Origin of the sequence: Cupriavidus pauculus (genome assembly GCF_002858765.1) — a bacterium.
Taxonomy (GTDB): Bacteria; Pseudomonadota; Gammaproteobacteria; order Burkholderiales; family Burkholderiaceae; genus Cupriavidus; species Cupriavidus pauculus_B.
The window spans coordinates 272,012-289,486 of record NZ_PJRP01000003.1 but is presented as its reverse complement, the minus strand read 5'-3'; the positions used below and the strand labels follow the sequence as shown (position 1 = coordinate 289,486).

Here is a 17,475-nt window from a genome sequence, read left to right as displayed (position 1 = left end):
TTGGCAGGTCAGTTCTGGCCGCTCGCCGGCTGGCGGGCGATGCGGGCCGCGTATTCGTCGTTGGCGCGCTGTTCGCGGCGCGTGGCGATCTGTTGTTCGCGCACTTCGGCGCGCGTGATCAGCGTGTCGAAGGAGTTCTGGCGACGCTTCTGCTGTTGCCAGTTGGCACGACCGGCCAGCAGGTCGGCCTCGGCCTTGTCCAGCGCGGCGGTCTGCTGGCGGATGGCATGGTCCAGCGAATCGAGAAAGCGCGAGAAGTCCTGCCAGCGGCTGGACGTCATGCCTTCGGCGGCAATGGCCTGCATGCGGGCGCGATACTCGTGGCGGTATTCGGTCAACGCGTGGAGCTGCTGCTCGGCTTGCGTGCGCAGCCCCTGCAGGCGGCCCAGCTCGCGCGTGGCCTTGTCCGTGTTGTCCTGGGCGATGTCCGCCAGGGTATGCATTGGCGATGTCTTAGCCATGGTAGTTTGCTCCGATGGTCGCGTGCAGCTGGGCAATCGACGCGTCGTAGTCGGCGCGCTCGTGGATGTCCTGCTGCAGGAATGCCTCCATGCGCGGATGCAGGCGAATCGCAAGGTCCAGCTCCGGATCGTTGCCGGGCACATAGGCGCCCACGCTGATCAGGTCGCGATTGCGCTGGTAGCGCGACATCAACTGCTTGAATCGCCGTACGGAGGCAAATTGCGGCGGTTCGATCAAGGCGGTCATGGCGCGGCTGATCGACGCTTCCACGTCGATGGCCGGATAGTGGCCGGCTTCGGCAAGACTGCGCGACAGCACGATATGGCCGTCGAGAATGGCGCGTGCCGAATCGGCAATGGGGTCCTGCTGGTCGTCGCCTTCGGTCAGCACGGTATAGAAGGCGGTGATCGAGCCGCCGCCCTCGGGGCCGTTGCCGGTGCGCTCCACCAGCGTCGGCAGCTTGGCGAACACCGAAGGCGGATAGCCCTTGGTGGCGGGCGGCTCGCCGATGGCCAGTGCGATCTCGCGCTGGGCCATGGCATAACGGGTCAGCGAATCCATGATCAGCAGCACGTGCTGGCCCTTGTCGCGGAAGTACTCGGCCAGGCGCGTGGCGTAGGCGGCGCCCTGCATGCGCAGCAGCGGCGAGCAGTCGGCCGGCGCGGCCACCACTACCGAACGCTTGCGGCCTTCCTCGCCCAGGATGTTCTCGATGAATTCCTTCACTTCGCGGCCGCGTTCGCCAATCAGGCCCACCACGATTACGTCGGCGTTCGTGTAGCGGGCCATCATGCCCAGCAGCACCGACTTGCCCACGCCGGAGCCCGCGAACAGGCCCATGCGCTGGCCACGGCCCACGGTCAGCATGCCGTTGATGGCGCGCACGCCGGTATCGAGCACCGTTTCGATCGGGGCACGCATCAGCGGATTGATCTGCGCGCCCGAGAGCGGCACTTCGCTGGCGGCGGTGATCGGGCCCAGCCCGTCAAGCGGACGTCCGGCCGCGTCCAGCACGCGTCCCAGCAGGCCATCGCCAACCGGCAGGCGCTTCGAGCCCGGCTCGCGCGGGGCGCTCACGCCCTTGGGCAGCGGCGACGGTTCCAGCGGATAGACGCGGGCGCCCGGCACCAGGCCGGCCACGTCCGATTGCGGCATCAGGTAGAGACGATCGGCGCCAAAGCCCACCACTTCGGCTTCGGCGGTGCGCGGGCCGCCATGCGAATGCTGGCCGCCCGGCAGTTCGATCAGGCAGTCGCTGCCCACGGGCATGCGCAGGCCCACGGCTTCCAGCACCAGCCCGGCGGCGCGCGTCAGGCGGCCGCAGGCGCGCTTGCTGTCGATCTCTGCGATGTTCGACGACGCGGTGGCCAGCGCATCGCGCCAGCGGCCGGTATGGGCCGCGGCGGAAGCGTTGTCGGGCGCGGTGGCCTGGGGCTCATGCATGCGGGGGCTCCCACGGATCGTTGCGGCCCAGGGCCTTGATCACGCGCTCCCAGCGCGTGGCCAGCGTGCCATCGAGCTCGCCACTGGCGGCGCTGGCAATGCAGCCGCCGCGTGCCACGGTGGCATCGGTGCGCACCGTCCAGCCGGCGGCTTCGAGTTCGCCCTTCAGGTGGGTTTCCACCAGCGGCACGTCTTCGGGGTTGAGCAGCAGGCAGGGCGCGCCGGACAGCGGCGGCTCGGCGTTGATCAGTTCGCGGGCGGCAGGCACCAGCGCGGCCGGATCGATTTCCATCGTCTTGCGCACCAGTTGGCGTGCCACGTCGAGCGCCAGCGAAATCAGCGCGTCGGAGATTTCCGTATCGACACGGCCCAGCGCGTCGCGGAAGTTGCCGGCCAGTTCCTGCAGGCGCGCGGCTTCGCTGCGTGCCGATTCCAGCCCGCGGGCATAGCCTTCGCGGTGACCGTCGCCGTAGCCCTGGGTCTGGCCCTGGGTGTAGCCCTGTGCGTAGCCTTCCTTGCGGGCGCCGTCGCGCATGGCGTCCAGCGCGGCAAAGTCGATCGGCGGCGGGGGCGGGGGCTCGACCGGCAACTGCGCGGCCAGCACCTTCTTCAGCGCGTCACGCGGGTCGAGCGATTCGGGCTGCCAGCGCTTCCAGGCGTCGCCGCCCAGGCTGGAGCGCATCGGCGGCTCGAAACCCTGGAAGCCTTCGTCGCTGCGGTGGACATTGGTGAGTCCACCGGACAGGCCGCCCGACAAGCCACCCGAAAGGCCGCCGGAGAGCTTGTCCGAAAGTCCGCCCGCGCCCTGCGGCGCGCTGGGCGCGCCGAAGAAACCGGGATCGCCGCGGCCCGGGCCGCGGCCTGCGGCAAAGCCGCGTTCAAACGTAGGCATCGTCGCCTCCGCCAATCTGGACTTCGCCGGCCTCGGCCAGGCGTCTCACCACCTGCAGGATGGCCTTCTGTTCGGCCTCGACCTGCGACACACGCACCGGACCCAGGGCTTCCAGGTCCTCGCGCAGCATTTCGCCGGCACGCGTCGACATGTTGCGGATGAACTTGTCGCGCAGTTCCTGCTGCGCGCCCTTGAGCGCGACGATGAGCGATTCGGTGGCCACTTCCTTGAGCACGCGCTGGATACCGCGGTCGTCCACTTCCAGCAGGTTCTCGAACAGGAACATCTCGTCGATGATCTTCTGCGCCAGGTCGGCGTCGTGCGTACGCACGCCGTCGATGACCGCTTCCTCGTGGGCCGTGCTCATCAGGTTGATGATCTCGGCCGCCGTACGGACACCGCCCATGCGGCTGCGCTTCAGGCTCTGGCCTGCCAGCAGCTTGGTCAGTACGTCGGTCAGTTCCTGCAGCGCGCCCGGCTGCACGCCGCCGAACGTGGCGATACGCAGCACCACGTCGTTGCGCAGGCGTTCGGTGAAGAAGCCCAGCACTTCGGACGACTTCTGGCGGTCCAGGTGGATAAGGATCGTGGCGATGATCTGCGGGTGTTCGTCCTTGATCAGTTCGGCCACCGTGTTCGCTTCCATCCAGTTCAGCGAATCGATGCCACCGCCCGGGTCGCGCGATTCCAGGATGTCCTCGATCACCGACAGCGCGCGTTCCTCGCCCAGCGCCTTGTTCAGCACGCTCTTGATGAACGAGCTCGAATCGACGTTCAGGGCCAGGTATTGCTCGGTCTCGCCGCGGAACTCGGCCAGCACCTCGGCCATTTCCTCGCGGGTCACGGCCGACAGGTTGGCCATGGCGGAACCCAGCTGCTGCACTTCGCGCGGCGACAGATGCTTGAACACCTCGGCGGCCGAATCCTCGCCCACCGCCATCATCAGGATGGCGCTCTTCTGCAGGCCCTTTTCGGCCGTTCCCTTGCTAGCGTTAGCCTTCGTCATTTGCCATCCAGGTCTTGATTACGCTGGCGACCAGGCGCGGGTCGCGTTGCGCGGCGTCACGCACCAGGGCGAGATCGCTTTCGTATTTCGCGGCCAGGCGCAGCACTTCCGGATTGGTTTCCTCTTCCGGCGGCGGCAGCGCGGCTTCGGCTGCAGTGGCTTCCGTGGCGTCGGTGGTGGCGGGCAGTGCCGGCGCGGTGTACTTGCGCAGCACCGGACGCGCCACCTTGAACCACAGGAACACGGCCAGCAGGGCCAGCAGCAGGTAGCCGACACCGGTCTTGGCCAGGTCGATCATCTGCGGTTGCTTCCACAGCGGCAGTTCCGGTTCCGTCTTGTTGTCGGCCGTGAACGGGCTGTTGACCACGTTCAGCGAATCGCCGCGCTCGGTCGAGAAGCCCATGGCTTCCTTGGTCAGGTTCTCGATCTGGGCCAGTTCCTTGGCGGACAGCGCCTCGGTGATCGGCTTGCCCTTGGCGTCGACCTTGCTGCGGTAGTTCACCACCACGGCCACCGACAGACGCTTCACGCCGCCCGGAGCCTGCTGCACGTGGCGCACGGTACGGTCGAGCTCGTAGTTGGTGGTGGCGTCGCGGCGGTTGCTGCTCGGGCCGCTCTTTTCAGCGGTCTGCGTGGCCTGGTTGGGCTGTGCCTGGGCCGGCGGATTCGGCTGGCCGGGCTGGCGCGGCGGCTGCGGCGTGGTGACCGGAGCCACGGCGGCGGCGGGCGGCTGGTTGGACAGCGCGCCGGGCACGCCACCCACGGCCGAACCACCTTGCTGGTTCGATTCGCTGGTCTGCTGGCTGCGGATCGCGGCCTTGGTCGGGTCCTGGTTCGGCTTGTAGCTTTCGTCGGTATGTTCCACCGACGAAAAGTCGATATCGGCCGTGACCTGGGCGTGGACGTTGTCCTTGCCGAGGATCGGGGCCAGGATCGATTCCACGCGCTTGACGTAGCTCTGTTCCACCTGCTGCACGAACTTGAGCTGGGTGGCGTCCATCGAGCGGTCGCTGTTGCCGGACAGCAGGTTGCCGTGCTGGTCGACGATGGAGATCGATTTCGGCGTCAGTTCGGGCACGCTCGACGACACCAGGTGCGTGATCGCGGCCACCTGGCCTTCATCGACCGCGCGGCCCGGGTAGAGCTGCAGCACCACCGATGCGGTGGGCTTCTGGCGTTCGCGCACGAACAGCGTGGGCTTGGGGATGGCCAGGTGCACGCGGGCCGACTGCACGGCGCCGATCGATTCGATCGAACGCGCCAGCTCGCCTTCCAGCCCGCGCTGGTAGTTCACCTGTTCGGCAAACTGGCTGATGCCGAACTTCTGGTTGTCCATCAGTTCCATGCCCGTGGTACCGCTCTTGGGCAGGCCCTGGCTGGCCAGGCGCAGACGCGTCTCGGCAACCTTGTCGGACGGCACCATGACGGCGCCGCCGCCTTCGGCGAACTTGTACGGCACGTTCATCTGCTGCAGCGACTGGATCACTGCACCGCCGTCGCGCTCGGACAGGTTGGTGTACAGCACCTTGTAGTCCGGCTGGCGCGACCACATGACGCCCACGGCAATGGCGGCAACCAGTGCCGCACCGCCCAGCATCAGGGGCAGACGCGGATTGCCCTTGAGCTTCTCGACCAGGGCCGCGCCGTTCGGCAGGGTAGCGGCCGCGTTCATGCGCGCGTCTCCGGCTTGGCCGGGCATTCCCTGCCCTTACCACTCTGGCCTTCGCTGCCGTTAATCATCTCGGCACGGCTCACTTTACGCTGCTGAAAAAACACGCGCACTCCCCGCGTTAGTTGAATTCCATGGACTCAGGCGGCGAGACAAAAAACGCGTCGATCCGCCAGATCCGGCACGGTAGCGATGATCGGGCAGACGGCCGAGGAACAATCGGCTGAATAGGCGATGTTTTCCCGCCGATTTCAGCCTTTGGACGGAGGCGGGGGGCCAGTACAGTGCGAGGGCTGAAACAGGATGGCGAGTAGTGCTTTCGTCACATTTATCCTGTCCCGACTGACCAACCTGTACGTGCCATGACTATTTCTTCCATCGAGGGCATGCTCCAGCAACTGCGCGGCCTGGCGCAGGTAGCTGGCGGCGGAACCACCTCCCCGGCCGCGAATTCGGCGGCCACGGCGGGTTTTGCCGGCGAACTGCAACGCTCGCTGCAACGCCTGAACGCCACCCAGGAACGCGCCTACGGCCAGGCCGAGGCTTTTGAAGTGGGCAAGCCCGGCGTGTCGCTCAACGACGTGATGATCGACATGCAGAAGGCCAACATTTCGTTCCAGACCACCGTGCAGGTGCGTAACCGCCTGGCGGCTGCCTACCAGGAAATGATGAACATGCCGGTCTGACGCCCGGTATGCGTCCGGCGCGCTGCGGCGCGCCACGCAAAAAAAGGCCATGCCCGCGTGAAGCGGCATGGCCTTCTTACTTTTCTGGACGACCCCGCCGGACGGGCAGGGTACGGTTCAGACGCGGAAGTACTCCTCGGCCGCACGTTCCGTGGCGGGCTTGCACACCAGGTCGCCTGCCTGCCCGGCATACACCAGGCAATTGCCCGGCGTTTCGCGGTTGAGCACGCTCACGCCCTGCGCCACCACCGAGTTGTCGCGCACATAGCTGCGGCCGATGATGGCCGTGTTCGGATACATCACCACGCCGTCGCCAATGACGGGCGCCACGCCATGGTTCTTGCCGACCGTGGAATTCTGGTACAGCACCAGATAGTTGCCGTAGGTGGCCTTGGCCAGCACGATACCCACCGAGTGCCCGATGAAGAACACCTCGGGCATCTCGATCTCGTAGAACAGGTCGATGGCGTTGAGGGTCTTGTTGAGCAGGAACAGCTTCGTGCAGGCCTCGCCGTTGCGCTCGTTGCGCCAGATCGTATTGGCCAGGTAGTACAGGTACTGGCAATACTGCGACGAATGCAGGTAGTTGAACTGGCCGGGGCGCCACATGCGCACGGCATCGATGCACCGGCCGGTACGCGCCAGCGCTTCGTCGAGATGGCGCGACACCACGGGCAGCAGCGCGTCGCCGCGGCCGTCCGGCACCAGGTTGGCCACCTGCGCGCAGGTGTAGGCCGCCAGCGATTCGCGGGTCTGTCCGATCAGTTCCATGGGCGGATACCTTCCAGATAGCTGGCCACCACCGCACGCACGTTGCGCGGTGCCACGCCAAGCGCGCGCAGCGCCGCCGTGCTGCATTCCGCCGCCCGCTGCACGGGCGAGTGGCGTGCCAGGGCAATGTCCCAGCCGGCCGCGTTGAAGGCCTCGGCCAGCTCGCCATTCGATACGTTCTCGCCGCTGGCGACGTTGAAGATCCCGCCGGCGTTGCGCGTGGAAATGCCGATCAGCGCATCGACCACGTCATCCAGATGGATGTAGTCGCGCACGAAGCCGGAGTCGCTGTCGAGCCGGAATGCACGCTCGGAGGCGGCGCGCATCAGCCATTCGGACAGGAAGCCCGGCGACTCGGGCGTCCAGTCGAACACGCACGACAGGCGTGCCACGGCGGTGCGGCCCGCTGCCACGGTCAGGCACAGGTTCTCGCCCAGCCCCTTCGAGAAGTCGTACAGGGCGCGCGGGTTCGCGGGCTGCAGCGTCAGCGCCGCGGCCTCGTCGCCCACGGGCAGTTGCGACGTGTCGTAGAGCCGGGTCGACGACAGGTAGACCAGGTGTTCGTAGCGGTTGGCGCGCAGCACGTCGGCCAGCAACGTGACGTGCGCGGTTACCGTGTCGTACGGCCGTGCGGCGTAGTCGGCAGTCAGCCCCGCACAGTAGTAGACGTGTCCCAGGTCGCGGGTGAGCAGCGCGCGGTCGCCGCGCGCTGGCACCCAGACCTCATGGCCGGCACGCCGCAGCGTGTCGGCCAGGCGACGGCCGACGAAGCCGGCGCCGCCGATTACCGTACAGCGCATTGCGATCCTCAGTTGGCCGGGTGGTGCAGCGCCGGGTCACGGTGCCACAGCAGCTTGGGGCTGACGCCCGGCACGACGGCAAAGCCCTGGCCTTGCAGCAGCGCCGGCTCCTTCACGGCCACCATGTTGAAGCCATGGGCCGGGCCTTCCAGGTACACCTTGTCCACCGGCACCAGTTCCACCGGGCGGCCCTGCATGTCGACGTTCGAGTTGAAGTCGCGCACGGCGTACACGTGATAGCCATAGCCCTTGAGCAGCTGGATGATCTCGGCGTTTTCCAGGCCGCGGCTCCAGTCCACGTAGTGGCGGTGCACCTCGAACACGAGGTTCGGCGCTTCGCCGGCCGGACGTGCCAGTTGCTTCGCGGCGCCCTTGAAGACGTTCAGCTCGGCACCCTCGATGTCGAGCATGATCAGGCTCAGCTTGTCCAGGTTCTGCTGGGCGCAGTAGTCGTCGATCGTCACCGTCTTGAAGCTGTCGTCGCCGGCGGGGCCGGTGCTGTGCACGGCGTGGGCGAACGAATCGTGGCCTTCCAGGCGCAGTTGCGTGGTGCTGTCCGACCACAGGCCCAGGCGCCAGCTGCGGATGTTCTCGACCTTGTTCAGTTCGGCGTTGTTGCGCAGCATGCCGAGCTGGTCGGCGTTGGGCTCGAACGCGTGGCAGGTGCCGCCGGCACGGGCCAGCTGGCGGGCCATCAGGATCACCTGGTCGCCGAAGTAGGCGCCGCCCACCACGGCATGGCCGCCGCGCTCGCACAGCTTGACCAGCAGCTTGGTGGTCTGCGGTTCCCAGACGTGGTCCGGCGCGGCCGGCGTGCTCATCAGGAAGTCGCGGGCGATCTTGGTGCGGTACAGGAACTCGAAGACCGTGCCGTCTGCCAGCGTCTTGCGCAGGCGCGAGGTCTCGTTGTACATGGCATCGACGATCGGGCCGGTGATGTCGTCGCGCACGCTGCCTTCATAGGCGTCCAGGTCCTGCTCGATGCTCTGGCACAGGGCAATGACCTTGTCTCGGGCGGCGGCGCTGCCGCCCACCGTGCGCAACGCGTCGGAAAGCTTCTGCAAATGTTCAGTCGTCATGGGTGGCTCCGCTTGGGGTAGTCAGTTTTCAGGGTGAAGTTGGGATGGCGCGGCCAGTTCGGCCAGCGTGGGCAAGGCCAGGTCCTTTGCGGAGATCATGCGATCCGCGCAGTCGGGCCAGTCGATGCCGATGGCGGGATCGTCCCAGCGTACGCCGGCACTGCTGCCGGGCGCGAACGGCACCGTCATCTGGTAAAACACCTCGGACAGCGGCGTCAGGGTCTGGAAGCCATGCGCCACGCCTTTCGGAATAAAGATCGCCCGCTGCACGTCGGCATCGAGCACCACGGCCTGCCATTGCAGGTACGTGGGCGATTCGGGGCGCAGGTCCAGGATCACGTCATGGACCGCGCCGGTAGTCACGCGCACGAGCTTGTCCTCGGCATGCGCGCCGCGCTGGAAATGCATGCCGCGCAGGATGCCCGCACGCGTGTTGCGCGACACGCTCTGCTGCACGAAGCGCGCGTCGATGCCGTGCGCCGCGAAGGTCTCCACACAGACCGTGCGCGCAAAGTAGCCACGTTCGTCGGCCAGCGGTTCGGGGTCGACGATCCAGGCACCGGCGATGCGGGCGGGCGTGAAGATCACGGCAGCACCACGGTTTCGGGAATGGCCACCACGAAGCGGCCGCCCCAGGCGCGGATGCCGGCCATCTGGTCCATCACCTCGTCCTTGATGTTCCAGGGCAGGATCAGCAGGTAGTCGGGCTTGCGGCTGTCGATGACGTCGGGCGCGAACACGGGAATGCGCGACCCCGGCAGCAGCTTGTCCTGCTTGGCGGGGTTGCGGTCCACCACGTATTCCACCAGGTCGGCATCGATGCCGCAGTAGTTCAGCAGCGTGTTGCCCTTGGCGGCTGCGCCGTAGGCGGCCACGCGCTTGCCCTGGCGGCGGGCGTCGATCAGGAAGGCCAGCAGGTCGATGCGGGCCCGGCGCACGCCTTCGGCAAACGCCGTGTAGCGCGCCGTGCCGTTCAGGCCGCCACGCGTTTCCTCGTCCAGGCAGGCCTGCACGGCCGCCGTGGTGGCGTGCCTGGCGTGCTGGTGGCAGGCAAACAGGCGCAAGCTGCCGCCATGCGTGGGCAGGTGCTCGATGTCGAATACGCGCAGGCCGGCCCGCGCCAGAATCGGCACCAGCGCCGTCAGCGACAGGTACGAATAGTGTTCGTGGTACAGCGTGTCGAACTGGTTCTGCTCCAGCAGACGCAGCAGGTGCGGGAATTCCAGCGTCACCACGCCTTCGGGCTTCAGCACCAGCGGCATGCCGCCGACGAAGTCATTGATGTCGGGTACGTGGGCCAGCACGTTGTTGCCCAGCAGCAGGTCCACCTGCCAGCCTTCCACGCTCAGGGCGCGGGCGGTGCGCTCGCCGAAGAAAAGCTCGCGGCTGTCGATGCCCTTGGCGCGTGCGGCGGCGCCGGTGTTGGCCGATGGCTCGATGCCCAGGCAGGGCACGCCGTTCTGGTGGAAATACTGCAGCAAGTAGCCGTCGTTGCTGGCGATTTCCATCACGCGGCTTTGCGTCCCCAGCCCGAAACGGGCGGTCATGGCGTCGACATAGCGGCGTGCGTGATCGAGCCACGAGGTCGAGAACGACGAGAAGTACACGTAGTCGTCGTGGAAGTGGGTCTCGGCCGGCGTGGCATCGCGCAGTTGCACCAGCCAGCAGCTGTCGCAAACCATCGCATGCAGCGGATAGAACATCTCGCCGTGCGCGATGTTCTCGGGCTTGATGAAGGCGTTGGAGACCGGCGACAGGCCGAGGTCCACCATGGTGTGCGTCAGCGGCGCGCCACAGGCGCGGCAGTTCGCGGGGTGAGCGTTGAGTTGAGCGGTCATGCGCAGAATTGCCCGATTTGTCGTTCAGTGATGGCGCGCGCCTGGGCGGGGTCCATCTGGACGGTGCGATACCAGCTGGCCGTGGCGGCCAGGGCCTCTTCCAGCGTCCAGCGTGGCGACCAGCCCAGTTCCGTGCGGGCGCGTGCGGCGTCGAGATACAGGTTGCGCGCCTCGTGGGGCGCGGCGCCCGGCGGGGGGCAGTGTTTCCAGTCGAGTTCCGGCCAGTGCGACTGCAAGCCCGCCAGCACGGTGGCCACCGGCAGGTTGTCGCGCGGCTCGGGCCCGAAGTTGAAGGCGTCGGCCAGCGCGGTGTCGCCATCGAGCAGCCGGCTGCCCAGGCGCAGGTAGCCGTGCAGGGCCTCCAGCACGTGTTGCCACGGGCGGGTGGCCTGCGGGCTGCGGATCTCCAGCGTGCGTCCGGCGGCGGCCGCGCGCGCGGCGTCGGGGATCAGGCGGTCTTCCGACCAGTCGCCGCCGCCGATGACATTGCCGGCGCGCGCGGTGGCCAGCAGCACGCCGCGCTCGGCCAGGAACGACTTGCGATAGCTGGCGGCCACCAGTTCGGTGCCGGCCTTGCTGGCGCTGTAGGGGTCATGGCCGCCGAGCGGGTCGGTTTCGCGATAGCCCCAGAGCCATTCCTTGTTGTCGTAGCACTTGTCGGTCGTGACGACGATCACGGCGCGCACCGACGCGCAGGCGCGCACGGCATCCAGCACGTTCACGGTGCCCATGACGTTGGTGGACCACGTCTGCGCCGGATCGCGATAGCTGGCGCGCACCAGCGGCTGCGCCGCCAGGTGCAGCACGATCTCGGGCTGCGCGTCCTGCATGGCTTGCGCGAGCGTGGCGGCGTCACGGATATCGGCAACGGTATGGCGCACCAGCGCCGAGCGCACGTCCGCGGCATCGAACAGGCTCGGTTCGGTGTTCGGCGCCAGCGCGTAGCCGCTCACCTGCGCGTCGAAGCGCGCGAGCAGCAGCGACAGCCAGGCGCCCTTGAAGCCGGTGTGGCCCGTGACAAAGACGCGCCGGCCGCGATAGGCCGCGAACACGCCGGCCGGATTGCCGGCCGGATTGCCGGCGGTTACCAGATCTTCCACGGTGCCTTGCCCGATTGCCACAGGTCTTCCAGCAGGTTCTTCTCGCGCAGCGTGTCCATGGGCTGCCAGAAGCCGGTGTGCTCGAAGGCGGCCATCTGGCCGGTGCGGGCCAGTTCGCGCATCGGCGCTTCTTCCCACGACATGCTGTCGTCCTCGACCAGGTCGATCACCTCGGGCTGCAGCACGAAGAAGCCACCGTTGATCCACGCGCCGTCGCCACGCGGCTTCTCGGTGAAGCCGCTGACCAGGTCGTTGTCGCCGCGGTCGAGCGCGCCGTAGCGGCCCGGCGGCTGTACGGCAGCCACGGTGGCGCGGCGGCCGTGCGAGCGGTGGAAGGCAATCTCGCGGCTGATGTCGATGTCGGATACGCCGTCGCCGTAGGTGAAGCAGAACGCCTCGCCGGGCGTCAGGTATTCGCGCACGCGGCGCAGGCGGCCGCCGGTCATCGAATCCTCGCCGGTATCCACCAGCGTCACGCTCCACGGCTCCGCCTTGCGGTGGTGCACGGTCATGTGGTTCTCGCGCATGTCGAACGTCACGTCGGACATGTGCAGGAAGTAGTTGGCGAAGTATTCCTTGATGACGTAGCCCTTGTAGCCCAGGCAGATCACGAACTCGTTGACGCCGTGCGCCGAGTACATCTTCATGATGTGCCACAGGATCGGCTTGCCGCCGATCTCGATCATCGGCTTCGGCCGCAGGTGCGATTCCTCGGAGATTCGGGTGCCAAGGCCACCGGCCAGGATGACGGCTTTCATGCGGTTACCTCTGCTTCTTCGGTGGCGGATTCGGCAACGGGAAGTTCCAGCGAGATCCCGAGCGTTTCAAATGCGTTGGGCGGCGGCGAGGCTTCCAGCGTGGCCAGCGTCAGGCCGAACTGGTCCTGCAGCAGCGATGCCAGCGCGGACTTGTCGAGCTGCTGCTCATCCAGCCACGCCGCCAGCTTGCGGTACAGCGGCAGCGCGTACGGACGCATGCCGATGGCTTCCACGAGCAGGTCGATGGCGGTATCGGTGGCGCCATTGTGGTACTTGTACTCGGCCAGGCCATAGGCCACGGCCCAGTGGCGATACCAGGTAGACGTCAGGTTTTCCAGCACGTTGTGCACGGCCTGCCATTCGCCCAGGTGGATGTGTGCAGCCACCGACATCAGCAGGGTCTCGGCCGGATACCATTGGCCGGCGAAGAAGATGCCCGACTGGCGCGGCTCGGTGCGTGCGGCCACCGGCTTGGTCTCGCTGCACATCTCGGTGAGCTGGTCCTCGAACCACGCGGCGAAGCGCGGGGCGTCGAACATTTCGCTCTGCTCGGCACGCGGGCGGATCGACTGGCGGATGTTGTCGAGCTGCTGCATATCGGCAGCCAGCGCGCAGGCCACTTCCACGTAGCGTTCCTCGCTGTCGCAGATCAGGTCGTCCAGGCCGGCGGCGTGCAGGAACGGGGCCGACACGCGCTGGTGGAACGTATCGCCCGCGAAGCTCACCACGGGCACGCCCATCCAGATGGCGTCGCAGGTCGTGGTGCCGCCCGTGACCGGCGCGGTGTCGAGTGCGATGTCGATGCGGTGGTACGTCACGTACTGGTTGCTGCCGTCGCGGTTGATCAGCTCCACACGCGAGGTATCGATGCCGTAGGCGGCCATGCGCTCGAACAGCATCTCGCGGACGCCTTCCTGATCGCAGCCGGCTGCTTCCACGAGCATCCGCGAATTCGGGCAGCGGGCCAGCACGGCACTCCACAGCCGCATGGTCTTGGGACCAAGCTTGGCGATGGTGTTGCACGAACCGAACGTGATGTAGCCATTGGCCAGCGCCGGCGTGGGCTTCACGCGGTAGCGGGCGTCGTAGATCATCAGCGGGTTGGTGACGATCGGATGGAATGCGCTGAACACCGGCGCGCGCAGCAGCTTTTCGGTGTAGTTGTGGTCGAAGCCTTCGGGGTCGGCCGTCCAGTCCGTCACGCGGTACTCGATCTGCTCCATGCCCGTGGTGCCGGGGTAGCCCAGCCACGTCAGCTGCTTCGGCGCCAGGCGCTGCACCATGTAGGTCAGCGGCGACGCGCCGGTATAGCCGCCAAGGTCGATCATCACGTCGCACCGCTGGGCGCGTACCGTCTTGACGACGTCGGCTTCGGACATCTTGTACAGGCTGTGGAAGCCTTCGGCGTAGACGCGGATCTTCTTCGTGATGGTGTCGTTGACGTTCGACAGCGAGAACAGATGCACCTCGAAGCGGGTGCGGTCCAGGTTGGCGATCAGCGGGATCAGGAAGTACGCGCAGGCATGGCGGCGCAGGTCGTTCGACAGGATGCCGATACGGATGCGCTGGCCTTCGCTGGCCTGCATTTCCGGTCCGTCGATCTTGGTGCGGCCCAGCGTCTGGGCCCAGTCCATGGCCTCGCGGCGCAGTTCTTCGGCGCCGATGGTCTCGTCATAGAGCAGCGAGAACAGCAGGTTGGAACGGTTCACGCGCTGCGTGGGGTCGAGGGCGCAGGCGCGGCGGAAGACCGGGATGGATTCGATCGTGCTGCCCGATTCGCGCAACGCCGATGCATAGTTGCCAATGGCAATCGGGTCGTTCGGAAGCAGTGCCGCGGCCTTTTCGCCTGCCAGGCGCGCCTCGAAATAGTCGCCGTTGTAGAAGCTGGCCGTGCCCAGTGCCTGCCAGAGATGCGCGGAGCCGGGCTGCAGGGCCAGGCTGCGTTTCAGCAGCGGGATGCCCTTGTCGTAGTTCTCCAGCTGCACCTCGAGCGCGCCGGCGAGCCCCAGGAAGCCAGGATGGCTCGGAAACCGGCGCACGCCGGCTTCGGCCAGCCGCAGCGCCTCTTCGTTGTGGTTCAGGCCAGACAGCGCCAGCGATTCGAGGTAATAGCCATCGGGCATCGTCCCGGTAATGCGCTTGGCGGCCCGCGCGTGCTTCAGGGCTTCCGCATACTTGTTGGCGTTGTAGGCATTCCAGGCCTGCTGGATCATCCGCTGCGCGGGACCCATTGAAGCGTTCTTGTTCATGGCGTTGTGTGCGAAGGCGCGATGTCGGCCCGCGCGAAACGGACGGGCTGATCGATGCCTGCACAGTAACAAGGGACGTTCTGCGCCAGCGGCCGGAACACGGGCCGAAATTGGCGCTATTTCAAGCGGGGCGCGGCAAGGGTGCCGTTTTCGCCGCCCCGCATGGCGCGGGGAAGGGCGCGCGCGAAGGGCGCGGGAAGGGGCCGGGCAGGCGGGTCAGCGCAGGGCCGGCACGCCTTCGGAGACGCCGGCGTTCGGCTCGTCCATCCGGTGCAGCCAGGCCAGCAGTTCGGCCACGGCTACATAGAGCTGCGGCGGGATCTGGCTGTCGAGGTCCACCTGCATCAGCAGGTTGACCAGTGCCGGCGACCCGTGCACGTAGACACCGGCGTCCCGGGCGCGGGTGATGATGGCCTCGGCGGACATGCCGTAGCCCTTGGCCACCACGCGGGGCGCGTTGTCCTTGGTCTGGTAGGAGAGGGCGACGGCGGCGCCGCGGTCGGACGGTTGGTCGCTCATGCTGGCAGGGCGATGACGGTGGGCGTCGACGGGGCGTCCTGCGTCGACACGTTCATGTTCAGCAGCGAAATGCCGCGCGCCTCCAGCTGGGTGCGGAAGTCCGCGCGGCCCTGAATCAGGCGTGCGGCGGCATCGGAATCGGCGGCGACAAAGCGGGCTTCGAGGCCGTGCGTGCCCAGCGTCAGCACGGCATCGACGCTGCCCAGCGCCTGCAGGTTCAGGCGCAGGCGGGTGCTCCAGGTGGCCGGTTCCGCAGAACCGCCGCCGGCTTCCTGGTCATGCTCGCGCGTGATTTCCCAGTCGACGGGCATGCCGGGCCAGGCATCGATCGTGGCGCGGAACTGTTGCGAGGCCAGCAGTTCCAGCTGCTGGCGCACCACGCCTTCGCTGGACGGATGGATGGGCGGGCCCGGATCGGGCTGCGCCTGGGCGGCGGGGCTGCTGCCGTCCGGCGCATTCCAGCTGGCGACGATGGCGGCACGCTGGGCCTGGGCGACGTGGTGGCCTTCGTGCGAAATCTCGGCCGTGACCTGATAGGCGTGCGCGGCAGCGGACGCATGCGCGGCCAGGCGCTGCTCGGCGGCAGCGCTTTGCGGCGTCTGCGGCGCTGTCGCGGGATTGGCGAGATTCGGTGCCGCGTCGCCGGCATGCGGCTGGCCGTGCGCGCCATGACCGGGCACGCCGGTAGACAACGGATAGATGACCGGACGTGTCAGTTCGGCCAGGATCGCTGCGCTGGGCGGCGGCAGTGCGCTGGGCGCGGCCGGACCGCCATACGGCAGCAAGGCGGCAGGCGCCGGCGCGGCGGGCGAGGCCGAAGCCGGCTGGCCTTGCGGTGGCGCAGCCTGGGCCTGGACCGGATTGCGCAGCGCGGCCTGCGGTTCCTGCAGCAGCGTGGACAACGGGCGCTGGCCCATCACCCACTGGGTCAGATGCGACTCATAGAACAGGCCGCTCTGGTCCACAAAGCGGGCCAGCGCGCTGGCCAGGTCCTGCGTGGCGCCCGGCTGGCCCGAAGGCGATGCAGCCAGCAGCGGCGAGTTCGGGCGCGCCGGCACGGCATCGCCCGCCTCGAACAGATCCAGGATGGCCTTGGCGGCAAAGCTCAGCGTCTCGCGCGTGGAAGTGGTCTGCCCGGCCAGGCGCGGGTCGGTGCCGCCCGGCATCAGCGCGTTGGGCTGGCGTGCCTGGACGGTCTCGCCGGTCGACGACTGCACGTCGCCTTGCGACACATCCTGCACCGGCATCAGCGCCGCGAGCTTGTCGATGGCCAGCGCGGGACGCGATAGCTGCGGGTCCGGTGCCTGATGCGGAATCAGGCTGGAAGGAATCTGGATGCCGGTCATGAACGCGTGTCAGCGATGGGAGCGGATGCGATACGCGTCGCGCCGTTCCCGCCGTCAGCCGGAGGGCGCGAGATCAGATGGCGCCGTAGGTTGCGGAGAGTTCGAGCTTGCGGCGCGAGTTGTTGAGCAGGGCGCCCAGTTCGGCCAGGCGCGGCATGGTCAGGTCGCGGATCCGGGCATCGTACGCCAGGATGCGTTCCAGCAACTGGAAGCGGCGCAGGCGTTCGTTATCGGTAAACGGTGCGCTGTGGTCGAGCATGCGCAGACGGTCCACTTCGGCCATATAGACCTTCTGCAAATCGGTCAGCGCATCCCAGTTCGACGCGCGTGCGGCGTCGAGCATCTGCTCGGAGAGCACCAGAAGCTCTTCGTAGCTGCGAACGATGGGGGACATGGCAAACATCATCAGTTGTCCTGCAAAGCGGGTGGTGACGCCAGGGCCGACTCTGCCGGCACGGCGTCTGCGGGTGCGGCCGGATCGATGGCGGCCCATGCCGAGGAAAGATTCTCGAGCAGGGCGTCCACCTCGGACAGCATATCGGCGTCGCTGTGCAGGTTGGCCAGCATCAGGCGGCGCGTCATGTATTCATACAGCGATTCGAGGTTGGCGGAGACTTCTCCGCCCGCCTCGTGGTCCAGCACCGCGCGCAGGCCGTTGTCGATGATGTTGATGGCCTTGGAGATCGCATTGCCGCGCGCTTCGAGTTCGCCGTTTTCCAGATGGAACTTTGCCCGGGCGATGGCCGATCGCGCGCCGTCGTACAGCATCACGATCAGCTTGTGCGGACTGGCACTCATCACCCCGGTCTGGACACCGACCTGGGCATAGGCGTTGATACCTTGGCGCGCGAACATGG

General features: G+C 67.3%; 18 protein-coding genes. 1 reads left to right on the top strand and 17 read right to left on the bottom strand.

The window, feature by feature from the left end:
• Positions 1 to 8: 8 nt before the first annotated feature.
• The 5 genes from fliJ to fliF are packed head-to-tail and all read right to left on the bottom strand — an operon-like array spanning position 9 to position 5,475.
• Positions 9 to 461 (bottom strand): flagellar export protein FliJ, encoded by a 453-nt coding sequence (gene fliJ, locus CYJ10_RS09770; protein WP_101681296.1) that lies wholly within the window; start codon positions 459 to 461, stop codon positions 9 to 11.
• Positions 454 to 1,905, bottom strand: coding sequence for a flagellar protein export ATPase FliI (gene fliI / locus CYJ10_RS09765; protein WP_101681295.1), 1,452 nt, complete (start codon positions 1,903 to 1,905; stop codon positions 454 to 456). The genes fliJ and fliI overlap by 8 nt, the downstream gene beginning before the upstream one ends.
• Entirely contained in the window at positions 1,898 to 2,797 is a 900-nt protein-coding gene (gene fliH / locus CYJ10_RS09760; protein WP_101681294.1) for a flagellar assembly protein FliH, read from the bottom strand. The genes fliI and fliH overlap by 8 nt, the downstream gene beginning before the upstream one ends.
• Positions 2,784 to 3,803 (bottom strand): flagellar motor switch protein FliG, encoded by a 1,020-nt coding sequence (fliG, locus tag CYJ10_RS09755; RefSeq protein WP_101681293.1) that lies wholly within the window; start codon positions 3,801 to 3,803, stop codon positions 2,784 to 2,786. Before fliG ends, fliH begins: the two co-directional genes overlap by 14 nt.
• Complete coding sequence (gene fliF / locus CYJ10_RS09750; protein WP_101681292.1) at positions 3,790 to 5,475, bottom strand: flagellar basal-body MS-ring/collar protein FliF; 1,686 nt, start codon at positions 5,473 to 5,475, stop codon at positions 3,790 to 3,792. Before fliF ends, fliG begins: the two co-directional genes overlap by 14 nt.
• Positions 5,476 to 5,834: 359 nt before the next feature.
• Here fliF and fliE point away from each other — a divergent pair, with 359 nt between their 5' ends.
• Positions 5,835 to 6,158 carry a flagellar hook-basal body complex protein FliE gene (fliE, locus tag CYJ10_RS09745; RefSeq protein ID WP_101681291.1) on the top strand — a complete coding sequence of 108 codons (324 nt, stop codon included), beginning with the start codon at positions 5,835 to 5,837 and terminating at the stop codon, positions 6,156 to 6,158.
• Positions 6,159 to 6,275: 117 nt separating this feature from the next.
• On the opposite strand, the gene CYJ10_RS09740 is transcribed toward fliE, so the two are convergent.
• The 12 genes from CYJ10_RS09740 to fliS all read right to left on the bottom strand — a co-directional run bounded on the left by CYJ10_RS09740 (position 6,276) and on the right by fliS (position 17,473).
• Positions 6,276 to 6,929: a hypothetical protein gene (locus CYJ10_RS09740; RefSeq protein WP_180862881.1), complete on the bottom strand. Its 654-nt coding sequence runs from the start codon at positions 6,927 to 6,929 to the stop codon at positions 6,276 to 6,278.
• On the bottom strand, positions 6,920 to 7,729 hold the full coding sequence (locus tag CYJ10_RS09735; RefSeq protein ID WP_101681290.1) for an NAD-dependent epimerase/dehydratase family protein: 810 nt from the start codon (positions 7,727 to 7,729) through the stop codon (positions 6,920 to 6,922). Before CYJ10_RS09735 ends, CYJ10_RS09740 begins: the two co-directional genes overlap by 10 nt.
• 8 nt (positions 7,730 to 7,737) lie before the next feature.
• A complete protein-coding gene (locus tag CYJ10_RS09730; protein ID WP_101681289.1) occupies positions 7,738 to 8,808 on the bottom strand; it encodes an FkbM family methyltransferase in 1,071 nt (356 codons plus the stop codon).
• A gap of 21 nt (positions 8,809 to 8,829) precedes the next feature.
• A complete protein-coding gene (gene rfbC / locus CYJ10_RS09725; RefSeq protein WP_101681288.1) occupies positions 8,830 to 9,396 on the bottom strand; it encodes a dTDP-4-dehydrorhamnose 3,5-epimerase in 567 nt (188 codons plus the stop codon).
• On the bottom strand, positions 9,393 to 10,646 hold the full coding sequence (locus tag CYJ10_RS09720) for a class I SAM-dependent methyltransferase (protein ID WP_101681287.1): 1,254 nt from the start codon (positions 10,644 to 10,646) through the stop codon (positions 9,393 to 9,395). Before CYJ10_RS09720 ends, rfbC begins: the two co-directional genes overlap by 4 nt.
• Positions 10,643 to 11,698, bottom strand: coding sequence for a CDP-glucose 4,6-dehydratase (gene rfbG / locus CYJ10_RS09715; RefSeq protein WP_101681544.1), 1,056 nt, complete (start codon positions 11,696 to 11,698; stop codon positions 10,643 to 10,645). The genes CYJ10_RS09720 and rfbG overlap by 4 nt, the downstream gene beginning before the upstream one ends.
• Before the next feature lie 32 nt (positions 11,699 to 11,730).
• Positions 11,731 to 12,504: a glucose-1-phosphate cytidylyltransferase gene (rfbF, locus tag CYJ10_RS09710; protein WP_101681286.1), complete on the bottom strand. Its 774-nt coding sequence runs from the start codon at positions 12,502 to 12,504 to the stop codon at positions 11,731 to 11,733.
• Positions 12,501 to 14,753: an O-linked N-acetylglucosamine transferase, SPINDLY family protein gene (locus CYJ10_RS09705; protein ID WP_101681285.1), complete on the bottom strand. Its 2,253-nt coding sequence runs from the start codon at positions 14,751 to 14,753 to the stop codon at positions 12,501 to 12,503. Before CYJ10_RS09705 ends, rfbF begins: the two co-directional genes overlap by 4 nt.
• A gap of 216 nt (positions 14,754 to 14,969) precedes the next feature.
• Positions 14,970 to 15,272, bottom strand: coding sequence for an EscU/YscU/HrcU family type III secretion system export apparatus switch protein (locus CYJ10_RS09700; protein ID WP_101681284.1), 303 nt, complete (start codon positions 15,270 to 15,272; stop codon positions 14,970 to 14,972).
• Positions 15,269 to 16,618: a flagellar hook-length control protein FliK gene (gene fliK, locus CYJ10_RS09695; protein WP_101681283.1), complete on the bottom strand. Its 1,350-nt coding sequence runs from the start codon at positions 16,616 to 16,618 to the stop codon at positions 15,269 to 15,271. The genes CYJ10_RS09700 and fliK overlap by 4 nt, the downstream gene beginning before the upstream one ends.
• A gap of 73 nt (positions 16,619 to 16,691) precedes the next feature.
• Positions 16,692 to 17,021 (bottom strand): flagellar protein FliT, encoded by a 330-nt coding sequence (locus CYJ10_RS09690; RefSeq protein WP_101681543.1) that lies wholly within the window; start codon positions 17,019 to 17,021, stop codon positions 16,692 to 16,694.
• Positions 17,022 to 17,023: 2 nt separating this feature from the next.
• The gene (gene fliS / locus CYJ10_RS09685; protein WP_101681282.1) at positions 17,024 to 17,473 is read right to left on the bottom strand and encodes a flagellar export chaperone FliS; all 450 of its coding nucleotides are present in this window, start codon (positions 17,471 to 17,473) and stop codon (positions 17,024 to 17,026) included.
• Positions 17,474 to 17,475: the final 2 nt, after the last annotated feature.